Here is a 26,297-nt window from a genome sequence, read left to right on the forward strand (position 1 = left end):
AGTTCATCGTGTCGCTGAATATAGCTTCGCGTTCAACGCTTGTGGCGCACCTTGTTATTACCCTGTGGCTGTTTTTGGTCGTGCCCACTCAGGCCGCTGAGCCCGCTCAGTCGGTAGCCGTATCTGGACTTAAGGTCAGTAACGCGACGCTCCAGTTGCCGATTCCGGGCACCCATAACAGTGCCGTGTATTTGCATCTGCAAAATACCGGCACCAAGCCTGAGACTGTAGTCGGTGTTAGCACCGCCGCTGCGGCAAAAGCCCAGCTACACTCACATACCAGCGTTGATGGCATGATGCGTATGCGGCCGGTGGAGTCGCTGACAATCGCCCCGGGTAAGACCTTAGTGTTTGAATCCGGCAGTTACCACATCATGTTGCTGGGTGTGGAGCCATCCATTGCCACCGGCGACACGGTAGAGCTAACCCTTGAGTTAAACAGCGGAAAAACAGCACAGATTATGGCGCGCGCAGTAAGCCGGTACGATGGCGCCGATCACTCTCATCATCACTAACGCGTAACCGCCGCGTTTTATAGGAGTATGACGATAATGGAAAGTCTGGGACAAACCTGGCGCAAGTTAACTCGCCGCAACAGTGCCGACAGTGAGACGGCGCCTATTGATGGCGTGACGCCGCACGAAGGGGAGCCGCGCCAGGGGTCACTCTGGAAGGTGTTGTTGGCCGTGCTGGTGCTGGTATTGATGGCGTTATTGGCGCTGGGTTGGTACTGGAGCCTGATGCCGCCAACCTTTAATGTCAGCGCCCGCACCGAGGCTAAGCTCGAGCAAATGAATAGCCCCGCGGTGGTGGGAGCTACTACCACCATCACGCTGATGAGTGTGGCCGAGACGCTGCTCGATAAGCCCGGCGGTTATCTGAGCAACGATGTGACGCCGCCCAGCTGGTGGCTGGATAATATGCCCAATTGGGAGTACGGCGTACTGATCCAGGTGCGAGACATGAACAAGGCCTTGCGCGAGGCGTTTAGTCGCTCGCAGTCGCAGTCATTAGAAGATAAAGATTTAGCGCTGGCTGAGTCTCGCTTTAACTTTAACAACGACAGCTGGTTGTTTCCGCCCTCGGAAAAGCAATACCGTCAAGGCATTGAGCACCTGCAGGGGTATCTTGATCGGTTGGTGGATCCGGCGCACAAAGATGCGCAATTTTTTGCCCGTGCCGATAATTTACGCTACTGGCTAAAAACGGTTGAAACCCGGTTGGGCAACTTATCTCAGCGCTTAAGTGCCAGCGTTGGCCAGCAACGGCTCAATACGGATTTGGCCGGCGATGCGGCCGCTACCGCCTCGACCCCTAAACCGGGCGATGAGTATGTCAAAACACCCTGGTTAGAGATCGATGATGTCTATTACGAGGCTCGCGGCGCCGCCTGGGCACTGCTGCATTTGCTGCGCGCTGTTGAACGGGACTTCTCTGACATACTTATTAAGAAAAATGCGCTGGTCAGCGTGCGACAAATTATTCGCGAACTTGAAGCGACCCAGAGCACAGTTTATAGCCCAATGATTTTAAACGGCAGCGGGTTTGGTGTGCTGGCCAATCACTCGTTGGTTATGGCCTCTTATATTTCCCGCGCCAATGCCGCCATTATTGATTTGCGGGAGTTACTCGAGCAGGGCTAACCTGCACCGACGCGCCATGTTGAATGCTTTTTTATTGACGCGCGGCTGGCGCGATACCGCTAGAGGGCTTGAGTTAGAGTTTCACTGGGCAACCGACGCCGGCGCTGTGTGTACCCGCTTTAGCGGGCAAGAAGCGGTTTTTTTTATCGCTACACGCAAAACCCCGCAGGCGATTGAGATACTAAAATCGTTGTCCGGTTGGCGCCATCGCGATTTACCGTTAAAGACCCGCGATGGCAAAGCGGTTACGGCTTTTTATTTTCACACCATGGCCGCAGCCCGTGAGGCCGAAAAGCGTTTAACCTCGCACACTATCCCCTGTTGGGAGGCGGACATTCGCCCACCCGAACGCTTTTTGATGGAGCGTTTTATTACCGCCGCCGCTTGCATCGATGGTGGCGGTAAGCGCGCCGGCGCGCTCTATAACCCCAAACTTGCCCCCGCCGAGTATCGTCCCGATTTACGCCTGGCATCCGTCGATATCGAAACCACTATGGACGCTAAAACCCTGTACTCCATTGGGGTTTATTCCGCGCAGACTCGCTGCGTCTTTATGGTGGCCGGCCACTCGCACACACAACAGTTGGATGACGGGACAGAGCTGCGCGAATGTGTTGATGAAAGAGCCTGCTTACAGGCGTTTTTGGATTGGCTAAAGCGCGAAGATCCGGACGCTTTAATTGGCTGGAACTTGGTGCAGTTTGATTTGTGGGTGCTGAGTGAGATTGCCGCCCGCTTAAAAATGGTGCTCGAGGTAGGTCGTGGTGGCGCGCGCGCTTTTTGGCGCGAGGAAAAGGGCGAGGGCGGCCGCCGGTTTGTGTCGATTCCCGGCCGTGTCGCACTGGACGGTATCGAGCTGCTTAAACAAGCCAATTATCAGTTTGATAGCTTTGCTCTGGATAACGTCGCCGCCGAGCTTTTGGGCGAGGGGAAGCTGCTCCATGGTGCCGGTCGCGGCGATGATATCACTCGATTATTTGCCGACGATAAGCCCGCGTTGGCGCGCTACAACATCAAAGACTGTCAGTTGGTGTGGGATATTTTCGCCCGTCAGCAGTTGCTGGAGTTTGCTATTGAGCGCAGCCAGTTAACCGGGCTGTTGCTCGATCGGATTGGCGGCTCTGTGGCAGCGTTTGAATACAGCTACTTACCGCGTTTGCATCGCAAGGGTTTTATTGCTCCCAACCTGGGGGAGCTGCGCTCGGATATTGTCAGCCCCGGCGGCTTTGTTATGGACTCGGACCCCGGCATTTACCACCACGTATTGGTGCTGGATTTTAAAAGCCTGTACCCCAGTATAATCCGCACTTTTTATATCGACCCCTGCGCTTTTTGGTGTGCCGAGCTGGCAACCAGTAAACGGCATCTGGTGGAAGGTTTTAACGGCGCCTCGTTTGATCGCGAGAAGGCCATTTTGCCCGATATGATTGAATCGCTGTGGCAGGCGCGCGACCGGGCTAAGGCCGCCGACAATAAACCTTTGTCTTACGCGATTAAAATTATTATGAACTCCTTTTATGGGGTGTTGGGTTCTACCGGATGTCGCTTTTTTGACCCTCGGGTGGCCAGCTCAATTACCCTGCGCGGGCACGACATTATTCAATCGAGTAAGCGCTGGATCGAGCAGCAGGGCTACCGGGTGATTTATGGTGATACCGACTCCGTGTTTGTCTGGCTTTGCACGGATGCGCCAATGGCGGATGCTAAGGCCAGTGCCGTGGGTAAAACATTGGCTGCGGGGTTAAACCACTGGTGGCAAGAAAAGCTCGAACGCGAGTTTGCGATTGACAGTGCACTGGAAATCGAATTTGAAATTCATTACAAAAAGTTTTTAATGCCCACCGTGCGCGGCTCTGACGAAGGCAGTAAAAAACGCTACGCAGGGTTGGTGGGCGAGGCAGGCGCGGAAACGCTTGTGTTTAAAGGGCTCGAGTCGGCCCGCAGTGACTGGACATTACTGGCCCGTGAGTTTCAGCACGAGCTGTACCGCCGGGTGTTTGCCGATGAGCCCTATCAAGGTTATGTGCAAGATTGTGTGCGCGCTTTAATGCGCGGCGAGAGCGATGCCAAGCTGGTGTATAAAAAGCGCCTGCGGCGGCGTTTAAGTGAGTACCAAAAAAATGTTCCGCCCCATGTGCAGGCCGCACGCAAACAGGTGGAGTGGGGCCTTGGTGAGCTTAAGCGCGGTGACTGGATAAGTTACGTGATTACGTTACAGGGGCCTGAGCCAGTAGCGGGGCGGCGTAGCGAACTTGATTACGAACACTATCGCACCCGCCAGTTGGCCCCGGTGGCCGATGCTATTTTGTATTTTTTAGATGACTCGCTAGCGGCTATAACCGATCAGCAAATGTCGCTGTTCGGTTAGTGCGTTTTATTACCACTGCTGCAATTGGCTGCTGTTACCGCTGACAATCACATCGACTTTTTTATTGGCGTTGCTGAGGTTCACAGCCTCGCTTACCAGCGGGACATTTGCGCCAAAGGCAGCGACCGTATAGCGCCCGTTAGGGAGGGCGATACTGTAAGCGCCCGCGCTGCCGGTTACGGTACTCGCGTCTCCCGCACTCACAGTAACATTGCTGATACCCTCGCCGGCATTGTAGCGGCCATTGTTATTGGCATCGCGATACACGACGCCCGAGACAAAGTAGTCACTGCCGTGACGGGCAAAGTTTTGGGTGATCATTGAGCTTGCCAAAGCGCCGTAGCCCTCAAACGCAAAATCACCTACCCGTTGGCCAATGCCCAGCTCGCGGTAGCTGCCATTGAGGATATTCAGCCGGTGCCCAGGGGACTCGAATAGCCCCCGGTGTTGGCTAATGGCCGCGGTGGTCACATCGGGCGTATTCGTCGCGCCCGAGACCGAGATGTTCTCTCCCGCCGCCCAGTTGCCGCTTAACGTGTAGCCTTCAGCCGCCATACGCTCGGCGGCGCTGCTACCGGCCACCCCTGTGTGCGAGAAGGTATCGGTGTCGAGCATCCACTGGCTGTGGCTGCGCGCTGCTTGCATTAACAGCTCGTTATAGGCCAGCGGCGGGCGCTGTTCGGCGCTCAGGGTTCCCGGGGCGAGCCCCTCGTTTAAGTCGATACCAAAGCGCGACGCCTCGGCCGCAGGCGCAAAACGTGCGCGATTGACCAGCTCTAACATTGTGGCCTCGGCGGCACTGACACTCAGTGGTGCACTCGGTTGCGATGGGGTTGCGCTGATCTGTGCGCTGGCACCGCTGGCTGACTCCGCAAAGGTGGCGGTTACTATGAAGTAATAGGTTGTACCGTTACTCAGACCACCGATGGTGACCGGCGGTTGCGCTACCTGTTGCCAGTCGCCATCGCGGTAGGCACCGATATTCTCCGGGGTAATATTGGGCTCGGAGGCAAAAAATACTTCATAGGCATCGGCCCCCGCCACTGGCAGCCAATCGAGGACGACCTGGCTGTTTCCGGCCCCGGCTTTGACGGCGCTCGGGGCTGGCATCACACTGCTAGAGCTAGAGCTAGAGCTAGAGCTAGAGCTAGAGCTAGAGCTAGAGCTAGAGCTGGAGCTGGAGCTGGAGCTGGAGCTGGAGCTGGAGCTAGAGCTGGAGCTAGAACTGGAACTAGAATTAGACTCGCTGCTACTGGAAGATTGAGACGAGCTGCTGATTACTACTGAGCTGCTCGAAGAGCTGCTGGCGGGCGAGCTGGAGGTGTCAGAGCTCGGGGCGCTTGAGCTGGATACTGAGCTCGCGCTGCTGCTTAGTGAAGACTCCGCGCTGCTGGAGGCGCTAGCGGGTGTCGAGCTATTGACGATTGAACTGCTCGAGTCAGAACTGTCGCCATCGGAACTGCTGCTTGAACGGCTACTGGAAACGGAGCTGTTCTGTGGTGCGCCGACGTTGCTGTCGGAGCTGCCCGAGCCGCCGCAGGCGCTGAGCAGGAAGATCAATAAAAGGGGAGCAAGCGATTTCACAAAGTATTCTCAGGGTTGGGGGTCGGTTGTAAGTGCAGGTTGGTTATATTCTAACCGGTTGTTACCCACAATAACTGTAACTGGCGCGCAAAAATCACCGGGAAGGGTACGCTTGTGCCTTTCTCTGGGGGGCGGTAGCATTGCTACCCGATATTAAGTCATGCAATGAGAGAAACATGGAAGACGTACTGGACGAATTACGCGAGCAAAATGTCAGTGTCCCGGTGCCGCTTGAGCTGCCCGATGACGATGCTCTGGTGGTGGTCGAGGAGGAGCTCTTGCTGCCTTTGCCTTTGGACCTGCGCAATTACCTGTTGCAGGCGAGCGATGTTGTTTACGGCTCATTAGAGCCCGTTACCGCGGCAGACCCTTACGCTCATACCTATTTGCCGGAGGTGGCCGCTGTGGCGTGGGCTCGGGGGATGCCGCGTCACTTGGTGCCGCTGTGTGAAACCCATGGGCACTATTACTGCGTCGACCCCGATGGCGAGGTACAGTTTTGGCGCGATGGTGAAATAAGCGATGAAACCTGGCCATCGGTATGGCACTGGATACGCGATGTGTGGCTCGAGAGCTAAACCGCGAAATCACGCGACACTGCGGGCAAATAGCCGGCATAAAAAAACCGAGCATGTGCTCGGTTTTTTTATGGGTGAACGGTGGGGTTTGTTAATCAGTAAAGGCGCACCGCACCTGTGGCATCGGCGCTATTGTCCTCAGGCTCTGCATCCGGGCCTTCGCCCGCTTCGCGGTAGACACTGGCGGCCAAGCGGGCGCCGTCGTTCGATAGCGCAAAGGCGTGGCCCAAACGATCTTGCGAGTCGCTTACCGAGGCTTTGACGTAGCTTTGCTGCGACCACTCACCGGAGGCGCCATGGCTAAACACGTACAGCGCGCCGCTGTTTTCGGCACTGTTGTCGGTTTCATCGCCATTGATGCCTACCGCTGCACTGTCTTCAAAAAAGGCGCCTACCACAAGGTATGAGCCGTCGCCCGAAAACCGCACGCTGGTTCCAAAGGCATCATTGGGGCCCGGGGTTGAGGCTTTGATGTAGGCCGTCTGCTCCCAGCCATCGGCTAAGTCTTCAAAAATATAGGCCGCCCCCGCACCAAAGTAGGATTCCATCTCGCTGTTGTAGTCCGGGTCGAGCTGGGTGTAATCCTCGGGGTCGCCATTCACGCCGGTGGCGCGACTGCCCTCGCCGGGGGCGCCTACCGATAGGCGCTTGCCATCACTTGACAGATCCACGCTAGAGCCAAAGCGCAAGCCGCTTATGTATGAGAGAACGCCTCTGTTGTTGTAATAGGATAAGCGTATTGAGTAGCCAGGCTTGATATAGGCGGATTGGCTCCACTCCCCGTCATTGCGGTTATAGACAAATACCGCGCCGGAGTCTGGCTTGATCACGGCACCTGCGGGAATCTCCTGGTTGACGCCGTTAACGGGCACGTCTTCACCGTTGGCCCCCACAGCCAGAGTGTTGCCTTCGTAATCTAGCGCCACCGAGATGCCGAATTGATCTTGCGCTCTGGGGGTCTCCGCTTTTACATAAGCCTGCTGTGCCCAGCTGGTACCGTCGTTGGCAAAGACATAGACTGCGCCAAACGCACCATCGAGTGAAAGATCGTTAATGCTTTCATCGCCATTGATGCCGCCGGCGCTGCTGTCTTCACCGATGGCGCCAACCGCGAGGGTGCTGCCATCGCCAGAGAGCGCGACACTATAGCCAAACTTGTCCCCGGCGGTGTTGGAGCCTACCGAAGAGACGCTTGACGATGAGCTGTTGTCCTCGCTGGATGATGACGAACTGGACGAAGAGCTGCTAGAGGTGCTTTCTTCATCTGGCGTGTTAGACGCTTTGACGTAGGCCGTTTGTGACCAGCTGCCGTCGGTGCGCTGAAACAGGTAGGCGGCGCCGGCATTTTTCGCGGAGTTATCGGCTTCATCGCCATTGATGCCCGTGGCGTTGCTGTCCTCGAGCAGGGCGCCCACCGCGAGGGTGTTGCCATCATCAGACAGTGATACCGAGTAGCCGAAGCGGTCATTTCGGATTATCAGCTTATCGCCGTCGTCATTCTCAAAGGGCGCTTCGGTGTTGGAGGCTTTGAGGTAAGCCTGCTGTTGCCACTCACCATTGTTGTCGGTAAAGACATACACGGCGCCGGCGGCGAAGGTGCTGTTGTCGGTTTGGTCGCCGTCAACCCCTTGGGCCATCGAGTCTTCTTGCTGAGCGCCGACAACGAGCGTGGTGCCGTCGGCGGATAGATCCAGGCTCCAGCCAAACCAGTCACTGGCTTCGGCGTTGGAGGCTTTTACGTAACCGATGGTGTCGAGCATCGCGTGTATGGCGGTGGCTTCGTTAGAGTTACTGCAATCGTCGGCGCTGGCGCAGGCCTCAACCATATACCGGGCTTCGGGCCAGTTGGTTAGGTGTGTGCTGAGCTGATCGAAAGCTTCCGGGGCGCTGAGCTCGTCACCCACTTGGCTGAAGCCACTGGCACCGTCCGGGTCTTTGTAAAGGCGGTAAAAGCTAGCGCCGTCAACCGCGTCCCAGTAAATGCGCAGAGTGCCGGTGCCGGCGCCCTCGATATTTAGGTCGGGCCACTCGCCACTGCTGACAGGGGTTGATGATGAGCTGCTGGAGCTTGAGGCGCTGCTGGCTACACTGCTGGAACTGGCGGTTTGCTCGTCGTCATCGTCGCTGCCACAGCCGGCGAGTACCAGTGAGGCCATAAGGCAGGGTAATAGGCTATATTTTTTAACCGCGTGCAGAAGCTCGTAACTCATTCAATCGATCCTGAAGTTTATCGTGTGCGGGGATTCTGTCCGGCCCTGACAGGTGTGTCAATGCAAAGGCGGAAATTAGGCGATACGCCAGATTATTAGTATCCCATAAATAAGAGGGGATTTGACCCTTGCGCGCGCCGCCGGTTCCTTGGGGATGTATTTATCGCGGGATGCCACCAGAGCCAAGGTAGGGCTCTGGTGGCTGTGTGCACAGCGAGGGCGCTAGTACAGGTAGACGGCGCCGCTGTCTATCACGCTGTTAGTGCTGCTGTCGCCATCAACGCCAGTGCCGTTACCGTCTTCCCCCGAGGCCGTGACGGCGAGAGTTTGGCCGTCGCGGCTAAGTGCCAGAGTGCGACCAAAGGTGTCGTTGGCATCGGTGTTACTGGCTTTAAGGTAGTTGCCCAGAGCCCAGCTGTCGCCGTTTAGTTGATACACGTAAGCGGCCCCGGCGCTCGGTGCCAGGTTGTTGTCCCAGTCGTCGCCGATGGCTATGGCGTCCGAGTCATCCCGCGGGGTACCGGCTACTAAAATGTCACCGTCGCCCGAGAGCAGTACTTGCCAGCCAAATAAATTGTCTTCGTCGTTCTCTTCGGCTTTTAGGTATTGCTGCTGTTGCCAGCTGCCGTCGTAAGTAAAGACATAGGCGGCGCCGGAGTCGGCCTCGCCAATAATGCTGGCATCTGCCTCAAGACCGGATTCGGCGCCGTCTTCATAGGGCGCGCCAACCGCGAGGCGGGTGCCGTCGCCGGAGAGCGACAGGCTCAGGCCAAATTCATCGTTGATGCCGGGAATCGCGGCTTTAATAAAGTCGGTATGGGCCCAGCCGGCATCGCTATAACGCAGAATTTGTACTGCGCCCGAGCTGCGCGCTTTGAAATCTTCGGCATCGCCATTAATACCGCCGCTGCTGGAGTTGTCGCCGGGTGAGCCAACCGCCAGCATGTTGCCATTGTCGGCAAAGGCTAGGGCGTAGCCAAACCGCGAGGGCGTGGTCGAGTAGCACTCGATACCCGGCGGGCGTGGATCAAAACAGGGGGAGTCGTACCAGGAGGGAACGCTGGGTTTGATGTAGGCCTGTTGGCTCCAGTTGTCACCGGTTTGTTCAAATAGGTACACCGCGCCGGCCAGATCGACGCTGTTGTCGTCCTGGTCGCCATTAACGCCCGAGGCATTGCTGTCTTCATAGGGCGCGCTCGCAGCTAGCCGCGAGCCGTCGGCCGAGAGCGCTACGCGCACACCAAAAAAGTCCTGAGTTTCGGCGTTAGACGCTTTTAGGCGCGCTTGCTGTTGCCAGCTGTTTGCGCCAGCTTGGTAAATGTAGACCGCGCCTGAGTCGACGGTGGAGTTATCGTCTGCATCGCCACTGCCGGCGCTGTCTTCGTAAGGAGCGCCAATGGCCAGAGTGGCCCCGTCGTCAGACATCGCCAGTGAATAGCCAAATAAATCGTCAGTGCCCATGTCCGGGGCGGGGTTCTCCAGCGTGTGGCTGAGCTGCCAGCCGGAGTCGCCGGCGGTAAAAATAAAGACGGCGCCACTGTTGGTGCCGGCGTCTTCTGCAATATCAAAGCGCGGGGCGCCAACGGCGAGCGTCGAGCCGTCGGCCGAGGTGGCCATGGCAAAGCCAAACGTCGCTTTCTGTTGCGCTGAGCCGGCTTTTAGGTAGCCGATGGCGTCGATGGCCTGATCTTCCAGATAAATGTCGGAGCTGGCACTGCAGCCATTGCTGTTGCAGGCCTCGACCAGATAGCGGCCGTCGGCCCAGTTGTTGAGGTGGGCGGCCAAAGGGGCCTTAAACTCGGTGGCTTGCAGCTCACCGCTGATGTCGCTGTAGCCGCTGCTGCCGTCCGGGTCGTGTGACACCCGGTAATAACTGGCGCCGTTGACGCTGTCCCAGTTTAGCGTTACTGCCTGCGGGGTTACGGTTGCGTCGGCGTTAGGTGCGCCTGGCCCCTGAGCGCCGCTATCTTCGTCGCCATCACTGCCGCCGCAGCCTGTCGCGGCTAGTGCGCCGGCGATGCTTAGGCACAGGGCTGTGCGGGTAAAAAATGGCTTAGACATAGTCTGCTCCGGTCTCTAAAGGTGTTTGTTCTGTGGTTTTAAAGTAACCAGAGCATAGACGCTATACCAGTGATAAATTGTTAAAAATATTTACCCCTGCCGTTTTTAAGGGGCCTGATAGTCGATGCCTTTGATTTTTTCGCCCCAAAACTTCAATTTATTGACGCCGTCGGGGGCTGCTTTAAAGGTCAGCCCTGCGTTGCCATAGCCCTGAAAGTAGCGCAGCGTTAGCTGGTGCTGGCCGGCGTTTAACCGGTGCATACAGGTGTTGCGCCGAAACGGCCGGTCGCGCTTGTACTGGCAAATAATGTCGCCGTCGATTTCCAGTTGGTAGCCATCGTCACTGCCGACCTCAAAGCGGTAACGCGAGGGCTCGGCCACGGTAAACGAGGTGGTAATGTCGGCGTAAAAGTATTCGCTCCAACCCAGTACCCCAAGTTCCGGGTGCTTAAAGTGGTTGTTAGCGTTTAGCTCTACCCGGTCGATCAGTAAAGTTCGGCTATCGGATATCTGCCGGGGTTGATCGATTTGGTTAATTTGGCCTTGGCTTTTACTGAGTACCATTTTTAACACCGGGTCTACCGATGGCGGAATGAGCTGGTTAATGGTCAGTGCAATAAACACCAACAGCAGTGCCGAGAAAATCGTATTTTTAAGCATTAGCGCACCACCTCGAGCTTCCAATAGTCAAACCAGTCCCGGAGTTCAAATTGCGCCTCGGTTAGCTCCCAGCTGTAGGTGAAAGGCGCAAAGATAAAAAACACGCCCACCGTAAACGCCATAAACACGGCCAGATTGATATAGGTGTGGCGGTTTGCTGTCTGCAATTGCTCGCGGAAGATATAACTAAACACCAGCGCGAGGTTAATAATGCCGAACACTAACGGCACCAGGTAATGATACATATACATCACCCGCTCGATCTGCAAAATCGCCACCATGTAACTGATGTATAAGCCGGTGAAAGCGCAAATCCAATAGAACAAAGAGGTGTCTTTAACAGGGTTGTTGTAAACAAAGCGGCCGATGATGAGCCCGGCCGAAAGCACCACGCCGGCGAGTACGCTAAACCACACCACCGGGTTGGTTACTAAGTTGTGATAGCGGACGTAGGTGGTGCCGTCGATCGTGCGTTTCGACCAGCGATAGTTGATGGTCTTGGTGCCCAGCGGCCAGCCGATAGCGGCGCTGCCGTTTTCGCCGTCTTTGCACACGTCCAGGCGGGGCACGCCGTCGGCATAATTGGACATGTACTTTAAGTTGTCTTGCATGGCGATAACAAAGGTGCCGGGCGCCCAGCTTTCACCGGCGTTGATTTTTTGTTGGTACTCGGTGCTCGCGCTGTAATCTTTGTGGGGTGAAATTTGTTGGCCCAGACCAATGTGGATATAAAAAACAGCAAAAAAAGTCAGGGCCAGTGGTATTACGCCAGCGGGTACTGTGCTGGCTAAGCGTTTTATCAAGGCGATCAGGTCAAACGTTTTAATGGCTTGCCACTGATCGACCCCGTAGACCATAACGAACAGCAATAGCAGCACTAAAGCATTTACTTTAACCGCCACGGCCAAGCCAATGATGACCCCCAGCAGTGCGTACTGCGTGAGTGTCGGCCCCTTGGCCGAGGTGACGATACGTACCGCGTAGTAAATCGCGGCGAGAATAAAAAATAACTGAATACCCTCAAGCATTGCCGAGCGCGCGTGAATCACCAGGGCGTTATCAAAAATTAAAAAGCAACAAAATGCCAGCGCCACGTGAGGGTTGCCGGTAGTGCGCCGGATAATGCCAAATAAAAACAACACCGACAGCGCCATTAAAACGGTGGATGGCATGCGGTAACCGTAAAAACTGATACCACCTTGCGGCATGTCCGAGTCGCGTACATAGTCGGTGCCGGTGAAATTCGATTTGTCTTTGCCGGCATTGGCTCCCAGCAGCGCTTCGCTTCCGGCCATCAGTAGTTTGCCCAGCGGCGGGTGGGGCTCCATGTACATCACGCCGTCGATGTACTTTTCGGCGGACGAAATATGATAATTTTCGTCCCAGAACAGGGCGTTGGGTTGGCCGTACCCGGTGATGTATACCACGGCCGAAGTCACCAGCAGTAACAATAAATAAAGACGGGTAATATGATGTTTAAGAAATGAGTGCATAACAGAAATTTAAACCGTTGTTGATATTCTGCGTTATTAAACGTTTATTGTTTTACGATTTTAGGGGCGCCATAACAACTGGCGCGTGCCCTTGCTTGGTGTGCACTCAGTAAGGGCACGACCGTGTTTGTGGCCCAATCATACCCCAACAAGTTGTGCCTGTCTGGCTCTTAGGTGCAATTTGCGTGTCGCGACACAGCGGCAACGAGGCTGCGCTGTTAGCGCGTTACAGGGTTTTTAAATATTCCACCAGAGCCAGCCGTTGCTTGTGGTTTAACGGCGCTAGACGTTTTTCCACTAGGTTGCCTCCGGCGTCGCGCAGCGGTTTCCCGGATGCGTCAAACTGCGGTACGGGGGTAACTCCGGCGGCATACTCATGCCCCCGGTTGCTGTTGCCGGGTAGGCTGGTGTCAAAGGTAAATAACTCGCTATCGTGTTGCGCAACGGCCTGGTTAAAGCCGACCTCCACCGGGTCAAACGCCAACTGCCCGACACTAAAGCGCTGGTGGCGGCACGGTTGTGTATCGGCTGGCGTTTGGCAACTGGGTAAAAATAGCTGATACAGGCTGCTTACGGAGCCATTGTGCATAAAGGGGGCGGTGGCCCAAATACCGTTTAACGGTCGCCCTTTATACGCCATTAGCGCGGCGGGGCTCGACTCATCAACCAAGGTAAAATCGAGGTGTTTACGTTTTGCGACGGCCGCTTCACTTGAGGCGCCGGCCGGTTTTGCAGCATTGGGCTGGGCTAATAAAGCGCGCTGAATAACACCCGCACTGGCGACACTTAGGGCCGGTAGTGCTGCTGTGGTATCGCCAAAACGCGGCCCTTCGGGCAGCGAAAGGCTTTGCGGTAAACCTTTAAAGTAACCCGATTGTCCGCCATAGGTTAACGCGTTGCGGGCGGCGACCGGGTCGGTACCCAGCAGTTCGACCGAGGCCATTTGGGCGATAACGCGGCGCTTGGGGTCGGTGCGCTGAATCGTTTCATGGCAGCGATGGCACTGATATTGGTGGTAAAGGGCGTGGCCTTGCTCGGCAAGTTGGGGGTTGATGGCGGGTAATACGCCGCGCTCGGCCAGCTCGCTCCACTGGGGTGACCACAACTTGCTAAGACGTGTTTCGAGTGCCTCCAGATCGGGGATTTGCGCCGATGAAGCAAAGCCCGGTTGAGTTGGATCTGGCTGTAAGCTAAAGGTGGCAAATACGCCTAATACTTCGCCGGTATTACGCGCTAAGGGGCCGAGCCCGGCGTTGTCGCCAACACCATTCCACTGGACAAAATCGTGTTGTGGGGTATCCCATAAAAATGGGTGGCTGACGGGGGCATTGGGCGGGTTGCGATTGCTTTGCCCTGGCGTTAGGTGGCCCAAAATACGATTGTAGATGCGACCAAAAGCGTCGAGTCGGCCGTAGCCGTAGGGGATAGCGGTAGCACCACTTAACGACTGATTGTCGCGATTGTACTGCGCCATCTGTAGCTGTAATTCGCGTAACTGTTGGCGCAACTTCGCCCGTGCTTGTTGCTCGCCGCCGCGGAGCAGTGCGGCGGCCAGCCGGGTTAACTTGTCGGGCTCTTGCCAGGCGGCACCAAGCGCTCGCTCTAACTCTTGCAGCATGGTGTCCATGTCGGCCATGGCCGCGCCGCCGTCGATGCGAATACCTACGCCTTTATAGTTGAGCTGTGAGGTGTGGCAGGCCGCGCAAGTTAAACCGATATAGTCTTTTCCCTCGTAGCGCTCTTTGACCCAGCCTACCGGGAGGCCCTGTGGGTTTGAGGCACTGGGGTGCTGGGGCAGGTAGCGGTAGCGCCGCATATTACTTTCGGCGCGAAACAGCTGCGCGCTGCCTGCCTGTTCTAAATGAATAAAAATATCGTAGGGTATTAGGTTGGAGCCTTGTGCGGCCGTGTAAAACCACTCGCTGTCGTCCGGGCTCCAATTTTGCTGCGGGTAGATAATGCGGCTGGCGCTATCGCCAAAGTAGTCGTGCTCGGTGGCCATGGCCGAGCGCGCGGGTGTGTGCTGTCGTTTCGTGTCGGTGCAGGCACTGGCCAAAAGTGCCAAGCTCATAAGCACATAATAAAATTTCATGATCCGGTCCCTGAGCTGGTTGCCCTAGCACAATACGTTAAGCGATATTGTTAAAGCATCCGCCAGCTTTGGCAAGTGCTAGTCGACCGGTGTTAGTGGCAGGGTGCGGGTATCGGCGCGGCGCGTGCGCCGGGGTAGTTGTGGCGCGATTTGCTGTAGCACTTGCTCTGCTGTCGCTCGGTAGGTCGTCAGTTTGCCACCCATTAGTGTAAAAACCCGGTTGTGGGAGCCGAGCTCCATAATGGATTCCCGGCTGCGCCCAAACGCCTGAGCCGTGCTGCGAGGTAAAACCCGTAAGCCGGCAAAACTCTCAGCGCTGCTGGGCAAGATATGCAGCTCGGGGAAGTAGTGCTTTAGCACATTTAATAGGTAGTGCATCTCGTGGGGGTGGCAGTGGGCGTCGGCCGGGTCGCCGCTGTGGGGTGTCTCGGTCGTGCCCAGCAATAGTTTGCCTTGCCAGGGCAGGGCAAACACTGCCCGGCCATCACTGGGAGACTCCAGGTAGTAATGATGCCGTAGCACCGGCGGCAGCAGTAAGTGGGCGCCCTGGATAAGCTCAACCTCGGGCAGCGTGGGGGTGGGCGATATCAGTTGATTTGCCTGCGGTGCCCAGGGTCCTGCGCAATTGATCAGCATGGCCGCCCGGGCTTGTTGTTCGCGGCCATTGTGCCGGTAGCGTAAGTCGCAGTAATCCGGTGTGGTTTCGGCGCCGCAAAAGGTGGCCGGCAGCGCGAGCTCGGCCCCCAGTTGTTGCGCCGATTGCACGACAGCGGCTGTTAATGCCCGGTCGTCGGTTTGCGCCTCTTGGTAGCGAAACACCGCTTTCAGGTGCTCGGTGTTTATGCCGTCGAGCTCTGGCCACTGCTCAGGTTTGAGCCGCGAAAATCGGGTGGTGCCATCAAACCCACTGAGTAACCGGTATAGGCTTAGGCCCGCGGCAATGGTGAGTGGTGCCCGTTGTGAGTTGCGATATACCGGAATGTGTAAATGCGCGAGCTTGACCAGCTCGGGGGCGAGCTTAAGCAGTAGGGCGCGCTCGGTCAGGGATTCGCGTACCAACGAAAACTGCGCGCTCTCGAGGTATCTGAGGCCGCCGTGGATTAATTTGCTGGAGCTGCGCGAGGTGGCGCAGGCGATGGCCGATTGCTCCAGCAGCAGCACCTTGTAGCCAGCGGCCGCAGCCGCCTGCGCGACGCCAGCACCGCTGATGCCGGCGCCGATAATGGCAATGTCGTAATCCATGACAAGTCTCGTTTGCGAGCGTTTAGGGCCCAATGTAGGTTTGTGGAACGCTATTGCGCTACTTACGGAGCCGGCTGGGCAGGACAGGCTGGTTTGATACTGTCGGAGCCTGCTGCTGTCCCCAAGTGCCTAAGCCGGAGTGCCCAGAAAGGTGCAGGCGTTTGCTGTGCCAGAGCATCGCGCGCGATAGACTCCCGTAATATAACGTTAACAGGAGCCTAAGCGAAAGCGGTTGGCGAGTAAATCACCCGTGAGGGGCGGGAGATAAAAACGGTGTTGCTAGTCGCCGCTGGGGGCCATGCCGCCGTAGGGAAAGGGGGTAACTTTCCCGCCTTTGGACTCGCGCACTTTGGCCGCGCCTTCTTTTTCCACTTCGTCGATACGGATAATCGCGTGCATGGGGATATAAGAGCGTTTTACGCCCGAGAATTCGCCTTTGAGTTTCTCTTCGCCCGGGTCCACCAGCAGCTGGCTGCGCTCGCCAAACACAAACTCTTCTACTTCAATAAAGCCGTACATTTCGCTTTGGTATATCGCCCGCGCAAAGACTTCGTACACCTGTTCTTGATTGTGAAAAATAACCTTATAGATGGGTTTGCCGATCATAATGCCTCGATGGAATGATGTAACGTCGCTACCGATGGCGCCAGCCGGCCATCAGGGGGCGCGAAGAATAGCATATTCTGGCTAAATGCCAACAAATTTGCACAAAAAATAGCCTATTTTTGCCCCAAGCCCCTGTGATTTGGCTATTGAGATGGCTATAATGCGCAGCCAATTTTATCGTCCCGCAAAGGTTTTCAGCGAATGTCAGCAACCGAGACACCGGTTAAAAAGCTCTATATCAAAACCCACGGCTGCCAGATGAATGAGTACGACTCATCGCGCATGCGTGACCTGCTGGGAGAGTCACACCAAATGGTGGCGACCGAGAACCCCGAAGAGGCCGATGTACTGCTGATCAACACCTGCTCGATTCGCGAGAAGGCGGCCGATAAGCTGTTTCATCAGCTGGGCCGCTGGAAGCAGCTAAAAGAGAAGAACCCCAATATGATTATCGGCGTGGGCGGCTGTGTGGCCAGCCAGGAGGGCGAGGCGATTGCCGAGCGCGCGCCGTTTGTCGATTTGATTTTTGGCCCCCAAACCTTGCACCGCTTGCCCGAAATGATTGAGCAGCCCCGGGATAACGGCGCGGTGGTGGTGGATATTAGCTTTCCCGAGATCGAAAAATTCGACCGCCTGCCCCAGCCCGACGCCGATGGCGTGAGCGCGTTTGTCTCGATTATGGAGGGCTGCTCTAAGTACTGTACGTTTTGTGTGGTGCCCTATACCCGCGGTGAAGAGGTCAGCCGCCCCATGGCGGATGTAATGGCCGAGGTGGTTCATTTGGCCGGTCAGGGTGTGCGGGAAATTAACCTGTTGGGGCAAAACGTCAACGCCTATCGCGGCGAGTCTGACGGTGGCATCGTCGATTTGGCCGAGTTGATTACTGACGTGGCGGCGGTAGATGGCATTGACCGCATCCGCTTTACCACCTCGCACCCGGTGGAGTTCTCCGACTCGCTGATCGACGTTTACGCGGAGGTGCCCGAGCTGGTAAGTCACTTGCACCTGCCGGTGCAAAGCGGCTCTGATCGTATTTTGATGGCCATGAAGCGCGGCCACACCGCGCTTGAGTACAAATCTAAAATGCGTCGTATTCGTGCTCATCGGCCTAACATCAGCTTTTCGTCCGACTTTATTATCGGCTTTCCCGGTGAAACCGAAGACGATTTTGAAAAAACCATGAAGCTGATAGCCGATATTGGTTTTGATATGTCGTTTAGTTTTATTTACAGCGCGCGCCCCGGCACACCAGCGGCCGATTTGGCCGATGACACGCCGATGGAGGTTAAAAAGCAGCGGTTGAAGATTCTGCAGGATCGCATCACCCAGCAGTCGCAGCAGATTAGCCGGCACATGGTGGGTAATGTCGAGCGGGTACTGGTCAGTGGTTACAGTAAAAAAGATCCGGGCCAGTTATCGGGCCGTACCGAGAACAACCGGGTGGTTAACTTCCGTGCTGACGACCCGGCTTTGATTGGTAAATTTGCCGATATCCGCATCGATGTGGCTTTGCCAAACTCGCTGCTGGGTACTTTGATTGGCTCGGAGTTGGACGATTAATCCGCGCCGCCAAAACCATGGGGCAGGCTGGGTATAACTGGTGGTTTTTTAGCCGAGTGTATTAATAAGCAAATGACCGGTTACTTACCTTCCCCCGGCGGCGTTAATGGTTTACGCTTTGATTAATGAACGCGAAAAGAGTGCATACACATCCTTGAATAAACACGTCACCCCCGAGCCCTCTCAGGTTACCTGCGAGGTGACTTTGGAACCCAACGATAACCGTCGTCTCGCCAGCCTGTGTGGTCAATTTGATCAACACCTGCGTCAGATCGAAAATCGCCTCGATATTGAAATTCGCAACCGCGGCAACCAGTTTGCCCTTGTGGGTGAGCGCGGCGTTACCGCCGCTGCAGCCGCCGTGCTGCGCCAGTTGTACCGCGAGACCGGCAGTGGCGAACTCACGCCCGATGAAATTCACCTCGCCTTGCAAAGCGCAGGCATAGAGGAGCTTATGCAGCAACAGAGTGTATCCGATACCTTAGTGACCGAGGCGGACGACGATCAGCCAGTGCCCGCCGGCACGGTACTGATTCGTACCAAAAAGGCGACCATCAAGCCCCGTGGCGCCAATCAGCAGCGGTACGTGCGCGCGGTGCAAACCCACGACATTAATTTTGGTGTGGGTCCGGCCGGTACGGGTAAAACTTATCTGGCGGTAGCCTGTGCGGTGGAGTCGTTACTGCGCGATGATGTGGAGCGAATTCTGTTAGTGCGCCCGGCCGTGGAGGCCGGCGAAAAGCTCGGCTTTTTGCCAGGCGATTTGGCGCAAAAGGTCGACCCTTATTTACGCCCACTGTACGACGCGCTGTTTGAGATGCTGGGTTTTGAAACCGTAGGTAAATTGCTCGAGCGCAATGTGATTGAAGTGGCGCCGTTGGCCTATATGCGCGGGCGAACCTTAAACAACTCGTTTGTGATTTTGGACGAGAGCCAAAACACCACCTGCGAGCAGATGAAGATGTTTTTAACCCGTCTCGGGTTTGGCTCCACCGCTGTGATTACCGGTGACCCTTCGCAGATCGATTTGCCCCGTGGGCAAAAATCGGGCCTTAAGCATGTGATAGAGGTGTTGGACGGCGTAGAAGGTATTAGCTTTACTCACTTTAGCGCTAAAGACGTCGTGCGCCATCCACTGGTGCAGCGCATCGTGCAGGCGTACGATGCCTTTGAGCAAGCCAACCCCAGTGGCGACGAGCGCTAACCCTATGAGTCAGGTTCACGTCGATATCGACAGGCAAGTTGACACCGAGGCGGTGCCCGGTGACGACGAGGTACACCGATGGGTAACGGCTGCTTTGCGCGATGAGCGCGAGGTAGCCGAAGTCAGTGTCTGTATTGTCGATACGGCCACCAGTGCCGAACTGAATCACCGCTACCGCGGTAAAAATTACCCCACCAATGTGTTGTCTTTTCCTGCCGACCTGCCCGCCGAACTCGGCTTGCCTTTACTGGGCGATCTTGTGGTGTGCGCCGATGTGGTTGCGCGCGAGGCGCTTGAGCAAGGCAAAACCCCCAACGCACATTGGGCTCATATGCTTGTGCACGGCACCTTGCATTTGCTAGGTTACGATCATATTGAAGAGCACGAGGCCGAAGCCATGGAGGCGCTTGAGACTGACATAGTCACCGCGCTGGGCTTTGCCCCACCTTATAATGAAATCACCCAGGGCCAAACGACATCGCCCACCCAACAGGCGACATTGCCTACACAGAAATCAACATCGCCCACACAGGAACCAACAGTGCCATGACGGACGACCCATCGAGTAGCAGTGCAACACGCGCCCAAGAGCGCTCTTGGTTAGAGCGACTGCTGCATACGTTTTCCTCTGAGCCAAAATCACGCGATGATTTGCTCGAGATCATCAAAGACGCCGCCGAGAATAAGCTGCTCGATCAGGAGGCGCTTAATATTATCGAGGGCGCGCTGGATGTATCCAGCCTGCAGGCGCGGGAAATTATGATTCCGCGCACGCAAATTGTCGCGGTTAAACTGGACGATAAACCGCAGGACTTTTTGCCGAAAATTATTGAGTCCGGGCACTCGCGCTTTCCGGTGATTGGCGACTCGATTGATGATATTAAAGGCATTTTGCTGGCTAAAGATTTATTGCGCATGATGCTTGAGGGTACCACCGATTTTAGCCTCGACAGTATTATTCGTACCGCCAATATTGTTCCAGAGAGCAAGCGGGTGAATGTACTGCTGCGCGAGTTTCGCGAGCAGCGCTATCACATGGCACTGGTGATAGACGAGTATGGCGGTATCTCGGGTCTGATTACGATTGAAGATATCTTAGAAGAAATCGTCGGTAATATTGAAGATGAAACCGACGAGGAAGTCAGCGATGAACTGATTAAACGGGTCAGCGATACCGACTATGTGATTAAAGCGCTGACTCCGATTGACGATTTTAACGATTACTTTAATGCCGGCCTGAGCGACGAAGACTTCGACACCATGGGCGGTATTTTAATGCAGTCATTTGGGCACTTGCCCAAGCGCAATGAAGTCACCGAAGTGGGCGGCTTTACCTTCCGGGTGCTCTACGCGGATAACCGACAAATTCACTTGGTACGACTCACACTTGATCAGCACTGAAACCATTATCACCGGTCACGTAAGGCGCGGCCTTAACCGCTTGCGTAGCTATAACGCGGCTGCCGCCGCACTGGTGGCCGGTGGGTTGCAGCCTTTGGCACTTGCGCCCTTTAATCTGTGGCCCTTGGCGCTGATCGGTCTTGGTGTTTTCGCCTTACTGTTATTTAAAGTTACACGCCGCCGCGCGGCCTTGGTGGCGGGTTGCTTTGGCGTCGGCTTATATGGGGTGGGCGTCTCCTGGATTTATGTTGCCATTCATCAGTTTGGCGGCGCCTCTATGTTGTTGGCGGGTTTGCTGACGCTGGTGTTTGTCCTGGCGATGGCGGCAATCTACGCGCTGCCTTTTATTCTTAGCAGCAAGCTGCTCGGCTATGGGCGGCTCGGCATCTTAATGGTGTTTCCCGCCTGTTGTTTGCTGGGAGAGTGGTTGCGCTCCTGGCTGCTAACCGGCTTCCCCTGGCTTTATACCGGTTATGGCCACATCGATACGCCACTGGCCGGTTGGGCGCCGTTGCTGGGAGTGATGGGGGTGGGGTATCTCGCCGCATTTAGTGCCGCTACCGTAGCCGGCTGGTGCTTTTTTGTCCGCCCGTCGGGAAACTTACTGGTGGCCAGTGTGATGGTGGTAGGCATTTGGCTGCTGGGTTGGCAATTACAGGGTGTGCAGTGGACGCGGGTAAACCACGATGCGCCTATTAATGTGGCCATGGTACAGCCAAACATTGCTCAGGAGGTCAAGTGGGACCCGGCTCAGGCGCAGCCAACACTGGAGCGGCTGCAGCATTTAAGTGAGCCGCACTGGGACGCCGATTGGCTGATCTGGCCCGAAGCGGCGGTGCCGCTTACCTATCATCGGGCGCTGGACTTTTTAAACACCGTGAGCCGCCGCGCCAGCGAGACCAAGACGGGCTTAATTACCGGCATTATTTACGACGAGCAACAACAGCGGCGCTATTACAACTCACTGGTAGGGCTGGGTGACGCCCTAGGTATTTACCACAAGCGTCGCCTGGTGCCCTTTGGTGAATACGTGCCGCTGGAGCAGTGGTTGCGCGGCTCGATTGAATTTTTTGATTTGCCTACCTCTTACATCAATATCGGCCCGGAGCAGCAAAGCGGCTTGGTCGTCAATGGTATCGCCATTGCGCCGACGATTTGTTACGAGGTGGTTTACCCCACGCTGGTGGCCAACAGTGCCCATAACAGCAACGTGTTACTAACCGTGAGTAACGACGCCTGGTTTGCCGATTCAATTGGCCCGCTGCAACATTTGCAAATGGCGCAAATGCGCGCGCTGGAAACCGGCCGCTATATGATTCGCAGTACCAACAATGGCGTTAGCGCCATTGTCGACTCGCAGGGGGGGCTGGTGGCTAAAACGCCGCAGTTTGTCGCGACGACATTGACCGGCACCGTTTACCCCGCCTATGGTCAAACGCCGTTTATGCGTTGGGGTAGCGCCCCCTCGGTGATACTCGCGCTGTTGCTGCTGGTGGGGGTGTACAGTGCCCGGCGACGCTTTTAATAAGCGGCGCTACAGTCGGGTAAAGGCTACCTCGTACTTACCGGCAACGGGCTGCGCCTGAAATACTTTGGTATCCGGGTAGGCTGTATTCAGGGTGTTTAGCAGGGCTTTTTTGTCGGTTACCGGCATAAACGCGCCCAGATAGACAGCTTTTAATTCGTTTTTCGCGAAGGGGCGGTCTAGATACCAGTGCTGCTCGTCATTGTCCCGCAGGCCACTTTCGTCATGGGCTTGGGTAAAGCAGCGCCACTCTTTCTCCCCTTTGGCGGTTGGCGGTTTACTTAAAAACTTCTCTTCAAACGTTTCTTGAGGGCGCAGCGACTCGTTGTGTAAGACGGCATTGAGCTGCTCTTTTAGGCTCGAAATCTCCGGCCGAACGGGGTTGTAGTGAACCGCTTTGGGGTGTGGCAGAGCGGTGTGCTCGCCACAGGCAAATTTAAGCACCGCGCCGCGGTGGCAGTCGGCGTAGTATTGCCAGGCGGTGAGGTTGTCGGCCTTGGTGCTAAACGAGCAGATACGCAGGGCGCGGGTGTACTGGCGCCAATCGCTCATCATTTCATCAATTTCACTTTGGCGCTGGTCAACCATGCGCGCCATCAGCTCGTGCAGCGCTTCCTCGGCCTCGTCGGGGGAGGCAAAGCGCTCTTCATCGCGCCAGCGGCGAATCACCATCGACAGCGGCGAGTTACCGCGTGGCTCGTCACGGGCAAATATCATCCCGCAGGCGGCGCGTATCACGCTGTCGAGCAGCGAGTGGGGGTCAAAGGCTAAGGTCGTGCGGTGATTGAGCTCAAACGGGTCGGCAAACATAGCAGGCGCACTCCAGCGTATCGTCTGGGATTCGACAATGCTAAGGGCGCTATGGGCTGGGCAGTATTTTGCCAGTGTGTCTGGGTGCTCGGGCACAGTTTGTCCTTATTATCCTTGCGGCGTGAGCTTTACAAATCCGCCGATTCCTGAGGTTTGGTTAGCTATAGAGTCATTATCGGCCGAAGGGCAGATTTATAAAGTCTTTTTGTCACTCCCGCAAGGCGCATTTTTCGTTTTTTTTAGAATCTCTTTGTTTTGCCGTTTGCCATCGCGCTCTTGAGCGTTAAAATAGCCGCGGCAATCTTCTACCACCCACCTGCGGCCCCGCCCTGAGGATTCAACGTGATATTTACCGGCTCTCACATTCTCTCTATTGCACAGTTTGATCGCGCTGATATCCAGCGTATTTTTGAGGTGGCCGATGCCATGGCTCCCTACGCTTTGCGTCGCCGCGTAACGCGGGTGCTGGAGGGCGCCATTCTGGGCAATATGTTTTTTGAACCCAGCACCCGGACCCGCATTAGCTTTGGCTGCGCGTTTAATTTGTTGGGCGGTGAGGTACGCGAGACCACCGGGTTTGAAAGTTCGGCGATTACCAAAGGCGAGTCGCTGTACGACACCGCCCGGGTGCTGTCGGGTTTCTCCGATGTGATTTGCATGCGCCATCCGCAAGAGGGCTCGGTGGCCGAGTTTGCCGATGCCAGCCGGGTACCTGTGTTGAACGGCGGCGACGGGGCCAACGAGCACCCGAGTCAGGCGCTGCTGGATTTGTACACCATCCGTAAAGAGTTGGCCTCTAAGGGGCGCGAGATTGACGGTCTGCGTATCGCGCTGATCGGTGATTTAAAGTACGGCCGCACTGTGCACTCGCTGTGTAAATTGCTGTGCTTGTTTAACAATATTCATATCACTTTGGTGTCGCCGGTGGAGCTGGCCATGCCCGAGTCGATCATTGAGCAAATGCGTGAGGCGGGCCATAAAGTGGTGGTCACTGATGATTTGCCCCAGAGTATTTCCAGCGTGGATATCGCTTACTCCACCCGTATTCAGGAGGAGCGTTTTGCCACCAAAGAAGAGGCCGACCTGTACCGCGGGCGTTTTCGCCTAAATCAGGCGATTTACACCGAGTACTGTGAGCCCAACACGGTGATTATGCACCCGCTGCCGCGCGACTCGCGGGCCGGTGCCAACGAGCTGGATAACGATTTAAACCAGAACCCCAATCTGGCTATTTTCCGCCAGGCCGATAATGGCGTGCTGGTGCGTATGGCGCTGTTTGCCCTGGTGCTGGATGTGGTGGATCAGGTGGATCAGTGCTCGCGCGAGGTTAACTGGTATAACTCATTGCGCACCCTGTAGCCGAGGCAAACGGGCCTCGGCTATTCACCGTCGATTAGGCGACTGGCCAGTACCGGCAGGCGCGTCAGCTCGCTCGGCAGTGACACTGACGCGGTACCGGGCGGGGTATCAAAGATGCTGTCATCGCTGAGAATAAACAGCAGCGGTGTACCCTGGGTGCGCGGTGTTTGAGCGAGCCGCTGGGTGAGGGTTTGGCCCGAGGCATCGGTCATTGCCGGGCTTAATACAATCAGGTCCGGTCGGATATTGAGTGACAGCTCCAGCGCCTCGTCGGAGCTGTCGGCGGTAATCAGGTTGTAGTGTGGCTGCAACACCTCGCAGGCTTGCATTTGTATCTCAGTGTCAGGGTAGGCCACCACCACTGTGCGGTGAGCGGTCATCTCATCCAGCTCAAAGCAGTCGCGGCCCGAGTGTTTTGCCCGGTACAGCGCCCGGTCAGCCGCTTTAATCACATCTTCCAGGTTGTAACCGCTGGTTTGCGAGCAGCTGGCCCCGCCAATTGACACGGTGACGTGGGCGCTGGTGGGGGATACCTCGTGCGGCACTGCTAAATTGGCCACCGCCCGGCGGATCGATTCTCCTACCCGGGTGGCGCCATTGCCGTCGGTGTCGGGCAATAGCACAATAAACTCTTCGCCACCGTAGCGGCCCAGTAAGTCAAAGGGACGCTTCAGGCAGCTTTTTATGGCCTCGCCCACACCCACTAAACAGCGATCGCCGGCGGGGTGGCCGTAGTGATCGTTGTAGAGCTTAAAGTGGTCGACATCCAGCATCAGCACGCAGGTATGAGTTAACTGGCGCGCGGCAAGTTGCCATTGTTTTTGCGCGTACTCGTTAAAGGTTCGGCGGTTAAGCAGCTGGGTCAGGCTATCGAGTTGGCTGAGCGCCTCAAGCTCGTTATTGAGCTTGCTGAGTTGGTCGCGCATTTCGGCGATGCGCTCCATCGCCCGGATCTTGGCGTGAATGATCATTTTGCTGACGGGCTTAATCAGGTAATCATCGCCGCCGGCTTCGATCCCCTTGCGGTAGTCTTCATCATCGCTCATACCGGTGACAAAGATAATGGGAATCCAGTGGCTGCCAAGCCACTCGCGGATCAGCGCGGTGGTCTCAAAGCCGTTAAGGCCGGGCATTTCGACGTCCATGATAATCATGTCCACCGGAGTGTCCTCCAGCAGCTGCAGCGCCGCCTCACCGCTGTCGGCCACCAAAGGGGTGTGACCGGAATCGGTGATGTATTGGCTCATTGCGTGGCGCAGTGTTGCGCTGTCCTCAACCAACAGAATTTTCATTCAATAACCCAGAGTGCCCGTGTGCCGACTGCGGCACCCAAAGTAATAGTGTAACGATTGTTGGCGCCAAAAACATCATTCTGTGTCACAGAAATGGGTGGATTTATCGGCCACCAGCCTCCAGACCGTGCGCTGGAACAGCTCGCCAAACGTTAATCGGCGTGACGTAGGTAGCGCCACAGCCCCGCCTCCCGCCGAAACAGCGATTTCTCAAGGTGGTGCTGTTCGCGGCCGTCCAGCCGGTAGTGGGCGCAAAAGGTCACGCTGCCCTCGTTGTCGTCTGCCAAACCTCTCTCGCAGGCGAGAATCTCAAGCCCTAACCACTGGCAACTGCCGGCCCACTCGCGAATGGCCTCGGGCGAACTGGTTGCGCGCTCTTGCGGGCTCCAGGTCTGCCACAGGTAGTCGATCGCCAGTAACGTGTGAGCCGTATAGCGCGAGCGCATCAACTGCTCGGCGGTTTGCGCCTCGCCACCGTGCAATATTAAGCCGGTACAGCAATCCAGCGGGCGATTGCCCGAGCCACAAGGGCAGGATTTAGTCGCCGTGAGTGGCATTTTGCACCTCTTTTGGGTATGTTGTGCGCCTTATTCTACACGCTAACTTTGG

23 protein-coding genes are annotated in these 26,297 nt (G+C 56.2%); 12 read left to right on the plus strand and 11 right to left on the minus strand.

What is annotated here, in order from left to right; genetic code table 11:
• Positions 1 to 8 precede the first annotated feature (8 nt).
• Genes AAC019_RS14860 through AAC019_RS14870 form a run of 3 tightly spaced genes read left to right on the plus strand, consistent with a single transcriptional unit; the run spans position 9 to position 4,011 of the window.
• Complete coding sequence (locus tag AAC019_RS14860; protein WP_339899904.1) at positions 9 to 515, plus strand: copper chaperone PCu(A)C; 507 nt, start codon at positions 9 to 11, stop codon at positions 513 to 515.
• Between the two features lie 36 nt (positions 516 to 551).
• Positions 552 to 1,643: a DUF2333 family protein gene (locus AAC019_RS14865; protein ID WP_339899905.1), complete on the plus strand. Its 1,092-nt coding sequence runs from the start codon at positions 552 to 554 to the stop codon at positions 1,641 to 1,643.
• Positions 1,644 to 1,659: 16 nt separating this feature from the next.
• Entirely contained in the window at positions 1,660 to 4,011 is a 2,352-nt protein-coding gene (locus tag AAC019_RS14870; protein ID WP_339899906.1) for a DNA polymerase II, read from the plus strand.
• A 9-nt stretch (positions 4,012 to 4,020) separates the two neighbouring features.
• Here the strand turns inward: AAC019_RS14870 and AAC019_RS14875 are convergent, their stop codons facing one another.
• Positions 4,021 to 5,121, minus strand: a complete 1,101-nt coding sequence (locus AAC019_RS14875; protein WP_339899908.1) for a CAP domain-containing protein — start codon at positions 5,119 to 5,121, stop codon at positions 4,021 to 4,023.
• Between AAC019_RS14875 and AAC019_RS14880 the strand changes: the two genes are divergently transcribed.
• The 3 genes from AAC019_RS14880 to AAC019_RS14890 are packed head-to-tail and all read left to right on the plus strand — an operon-like array spanning position 5,099 to position 6,173.
• The gene (locus AAC019_RS14880; protein WP_339899909.1) at positions 5,099 to 5,275 is read left to right on the plus strand and encodes a hypothetical protein; all 177 of its coding nucleotides are present in this window, start codon (positions 5,099 to 5,101) and stop codon (positions 5,273 to 5,275) included. The genes AAC019_RS14875 and AAC019_RS14880 overlap by 23 nt on opposite strands.
• A 57-nt stretch (positions 5,276 to 5,332) precedes the next feature.
• Positions 5,333 to 5,752, plus strand: a complete 420-nt coding sequence (locus tag AAC019_RS14885) for a hypothetical protein (protein WP_339899910.1) — start codon at positions 5,333 to 5,335, stop codon at positions 5,750 to 5,752.
• Between the two features lie 19 nt (positions 5,753 to 5,771).
• Positions 5,772 to 6,173: an SMI1/KNR4 family protein gene (locus AAC019_RS14890; RefSeq protein ID WP_339899912.1), complete on the plus strand. Its 402-nt coding sequence runs from the start codon at positions 5,772 to 5,774 to the stop codon at positions 6,171 to 6,173.
• A gap of 95 nt (positions 6,174 to 6,268) precedes the next feature.
• On the opposite strand, the gene AAC019_RS14895 is transcribed toward AAC019_RS14890, so the two are convergent.
• The 7 genes from AAC019_RS14895 to AAC019_RS14925 all read right to left on the minus strand — a co-directional run bounded on the left by AAC019_RS14895 (position 6,269) and on the right by AAC019_RS14925 (position 16,537).
• Positions 6,269 to 8,383 (minus strand): hypothetical protein, encoded by a 2,115-nt coding sequence (locus tag AAC019_RS14895; protein ID WP_339899913.1) that lies wholly within the window; start codon positions 8,381 to 8,383, stop codon positions 6,269 to 6,271.
• 222 nt (positions 8,384 to 8,605) lie between these two features.
• Positions 8,606 to 10,444, minus strand: a complete 1,839-nt coding sequence (locus tag AAC019_RS14900) for a hypothetical protein (protein WP_339899915.1) — start codon at positions 10,442 to 10,444, stop codon at positions 8,606 to 8,608.
• Positions 10,445 to 10,549: 105 nt separating this feature from the next.
• On the minus strand, positions 10,550 to 11,104 hold the full coding sequence (locus AAC019_RS14905; RefSeq protein WP_339899917.1) for a PA14 domain-containing protein: 555 nt from the start codon (positions 11,102 to 11,104) through the stop codon (positions 10,550 to 10,552).
• On the minus strand, positions 11,104 to 12,597 hold the full coding sequence (locus AAC019_RS14910) for a phospholipid carrier-dependent glycosyltransferase (RefSeq protein ID WP_339899918.1): 1,494 nt from the start codon (positions 12,595 to 12,597) through the stop codon (positions 11,104 to 11,106). Before AAC019_RS14910 ends, AAC019_RS14905 begins: the two co-directional genes overlap by 1 nt.
• A 226-nt stretch (positions 12,598 to 12,823) precedes the next feature.
• Positions 12,824 to 14,689, minus strand: a complete 1,866-nt coding sequence (locus AAC019_RS14915; RefSeq protein WP_339899920.1) for a di-heme-cytochrome C peroxidase — start codon at positions 14,687 to 14,689, stop codon at positions 12,824 to 12,826.
• 78 nt (positions 14,690 to 14,767) lie between these two features.
• Entirely contained in the window at positions 14,768 to 15,931 is a 1,164-nt protein-coding gene (locus AAC019_RS14920) for an FAD-dependent oxidoreductase (protein ID WP_339899922.1), read from the minus strand.
• 279 nt (positions 15,932 to 16,210) lie between these two features.
• Positions 16,211 to 16,537: a DUF1820 family protein gene (locus tag AAC019_RS14925; protein ID WP_339899923.1), complete on the minus strand. Its 327-nt coding sequence runs from the start codon at positions 16,535 to 16,537 to the stop codon at positions 16,211 to 16,213.
• Between the two features lie 201 nt (positions 16,538 to 16,738).
• Here AAC019_RS14925 and miaB point away from each other — a divergent pair, with 201 nt between their 5' ends.
• The 5 genes from miaB to lnt all read left to right on the plus strand — a co-directional run bounded on the left by miaB (position 16,739) and on the right by lnt (position 22,227).
• Entirely contained in the window at positions 16,739 to 18,097 is a 1,359-nt protein-coding gene (gene miaB, locus AAC019_RS14930) for a tRNA (N6-isopentenyl adenosine(37)-C2)-methylthiotransferase MiaB (protein WP_339899924.1), read from the plus strand.
• Between the two features lie 154 nt (positions 18,098 to 18,251).
• Entirely contained in the window at positions 18,252 to 19,301 is a 1,050-nt protein-coding gene (locus AAC019_RS14935) for a PhoH family protein (RefSeq protein WP_339899926.1), read from the plus strand.
• Positions 19,302 to 19,305: 4 nt separating this feature from the next.
• Positions 19,306 to 19,851 carry an rRNA maturation RNase YbeY gene (gene ybeY, locus AAC019_RS14940; protein WP_339899927.1) on the plus strand — a complete coding sequence of 182 codons (546 nt, stop codon included), beginning with the start codon at positions 19,306 to 19,308 and terminating at the stop codon, positions 19,849 to 19,851.
• Positions 19,848 to 20,702, plus strand: coding sequence for a transporter associated domain-containing protein (locus AAC019_RS14945; RefSeq protein WP_339899929.1), 855 nt, complete (start codon positions 19,848 to 19,850; stop codon positions 20,700 to 20,702). The genes ybeY and AAC019_RS14945 overlap by 4 nt, the downstream gene beginning before the upstream one ends.
• Positions 20,689 to 22,227 carry an apolipoprotein N-acyltransferase gene (gene lnt, locus AAC019_RS14950; protein ID WP_339899931.1) on the plus strand — a complete coding sequence of 513 codons (1,539 nt, stop codon included), beginning with the start codon at positions 20,689 to 20,691 and terminating at the stop codon, positions 22,225 to 22,227. Before AAC019_RS14945 ends, lnt begins: the two co-directional genes overlap by 14 nt.
• A 9-nt stretch (positions 22,228 to 22,236) precedes the next feature.
• Here the strand turns inward: lnt and AAC019_RS14955 are convergent, their stop codons facing one another.
• Positions 22,237 to 23,133, minus strand: coding sequence for a DUF2971 domain-containing protein (locus AAC019_RS14955; RefSeq protein ID WP_339899932.1), 897 nt, complete (start codon positions 23,131 to 23,133; stop codon positions 22,237 to 22,239).
• A gap of 246 nt (positions 23,134 to 23,379) precedes the next feature.
• Here AAC019_RS14955 and AAC019_RS14960 point away from each other — a divergent pair, with 246 nt between their 5' ends.
• Positions 23,380 to 24,396, plus strand: coding sequence for an aspartate carbamoyltransferase (locus AAC019_RS14960; RefSeq protein ID WP_339899934.1), 1,017 nt, complete (start codon positions 23,380 to 23,382; stop codon positions 24,394 to 24,396).
• Positions 24,397 to 24,416: 20 nt separating this feature from the next.
• Here AAC019_RS14960 and AAC019_RS14965 read toward each other — a convergent pair whose 3' ends face one another.
• Positions 24,417 to 25,688 carry a diguanylate cyclase gene (locus AAC019_RS14965; protein WP_339899936.1) on the minus strand — a complete coding sequence of 424 codons (1,272 nt, stop codon included), beginning with the start codon at positions 25,686 to 25,688 and terminating at the stop codon, positions 24,417 to 24,419.
• A gap of 152 nt (positions 25,689 to 25,840) precedes the next feature.
• Entirely contained in the window at positions 25,841 to 26,245 is a 405-nt protein-coding gene (locus AAC019_RS14970) for a YchJ family metal-binding protein (RefSeq protein ID WP_339899938.1), read from the minus strand.
• Positions 26,246 to 26,297: the final 52 nt, after the last annotated feature.

It is taken from the genome of uncultured Gilvimarinus sp. (assembly GCF_963975215.1).
Lineage (GTDB): Bacteria > Pseudomonadota > Gammaproteobacteria > Pseudomonadales > Cellvibrionaceae > Gilvimarinus.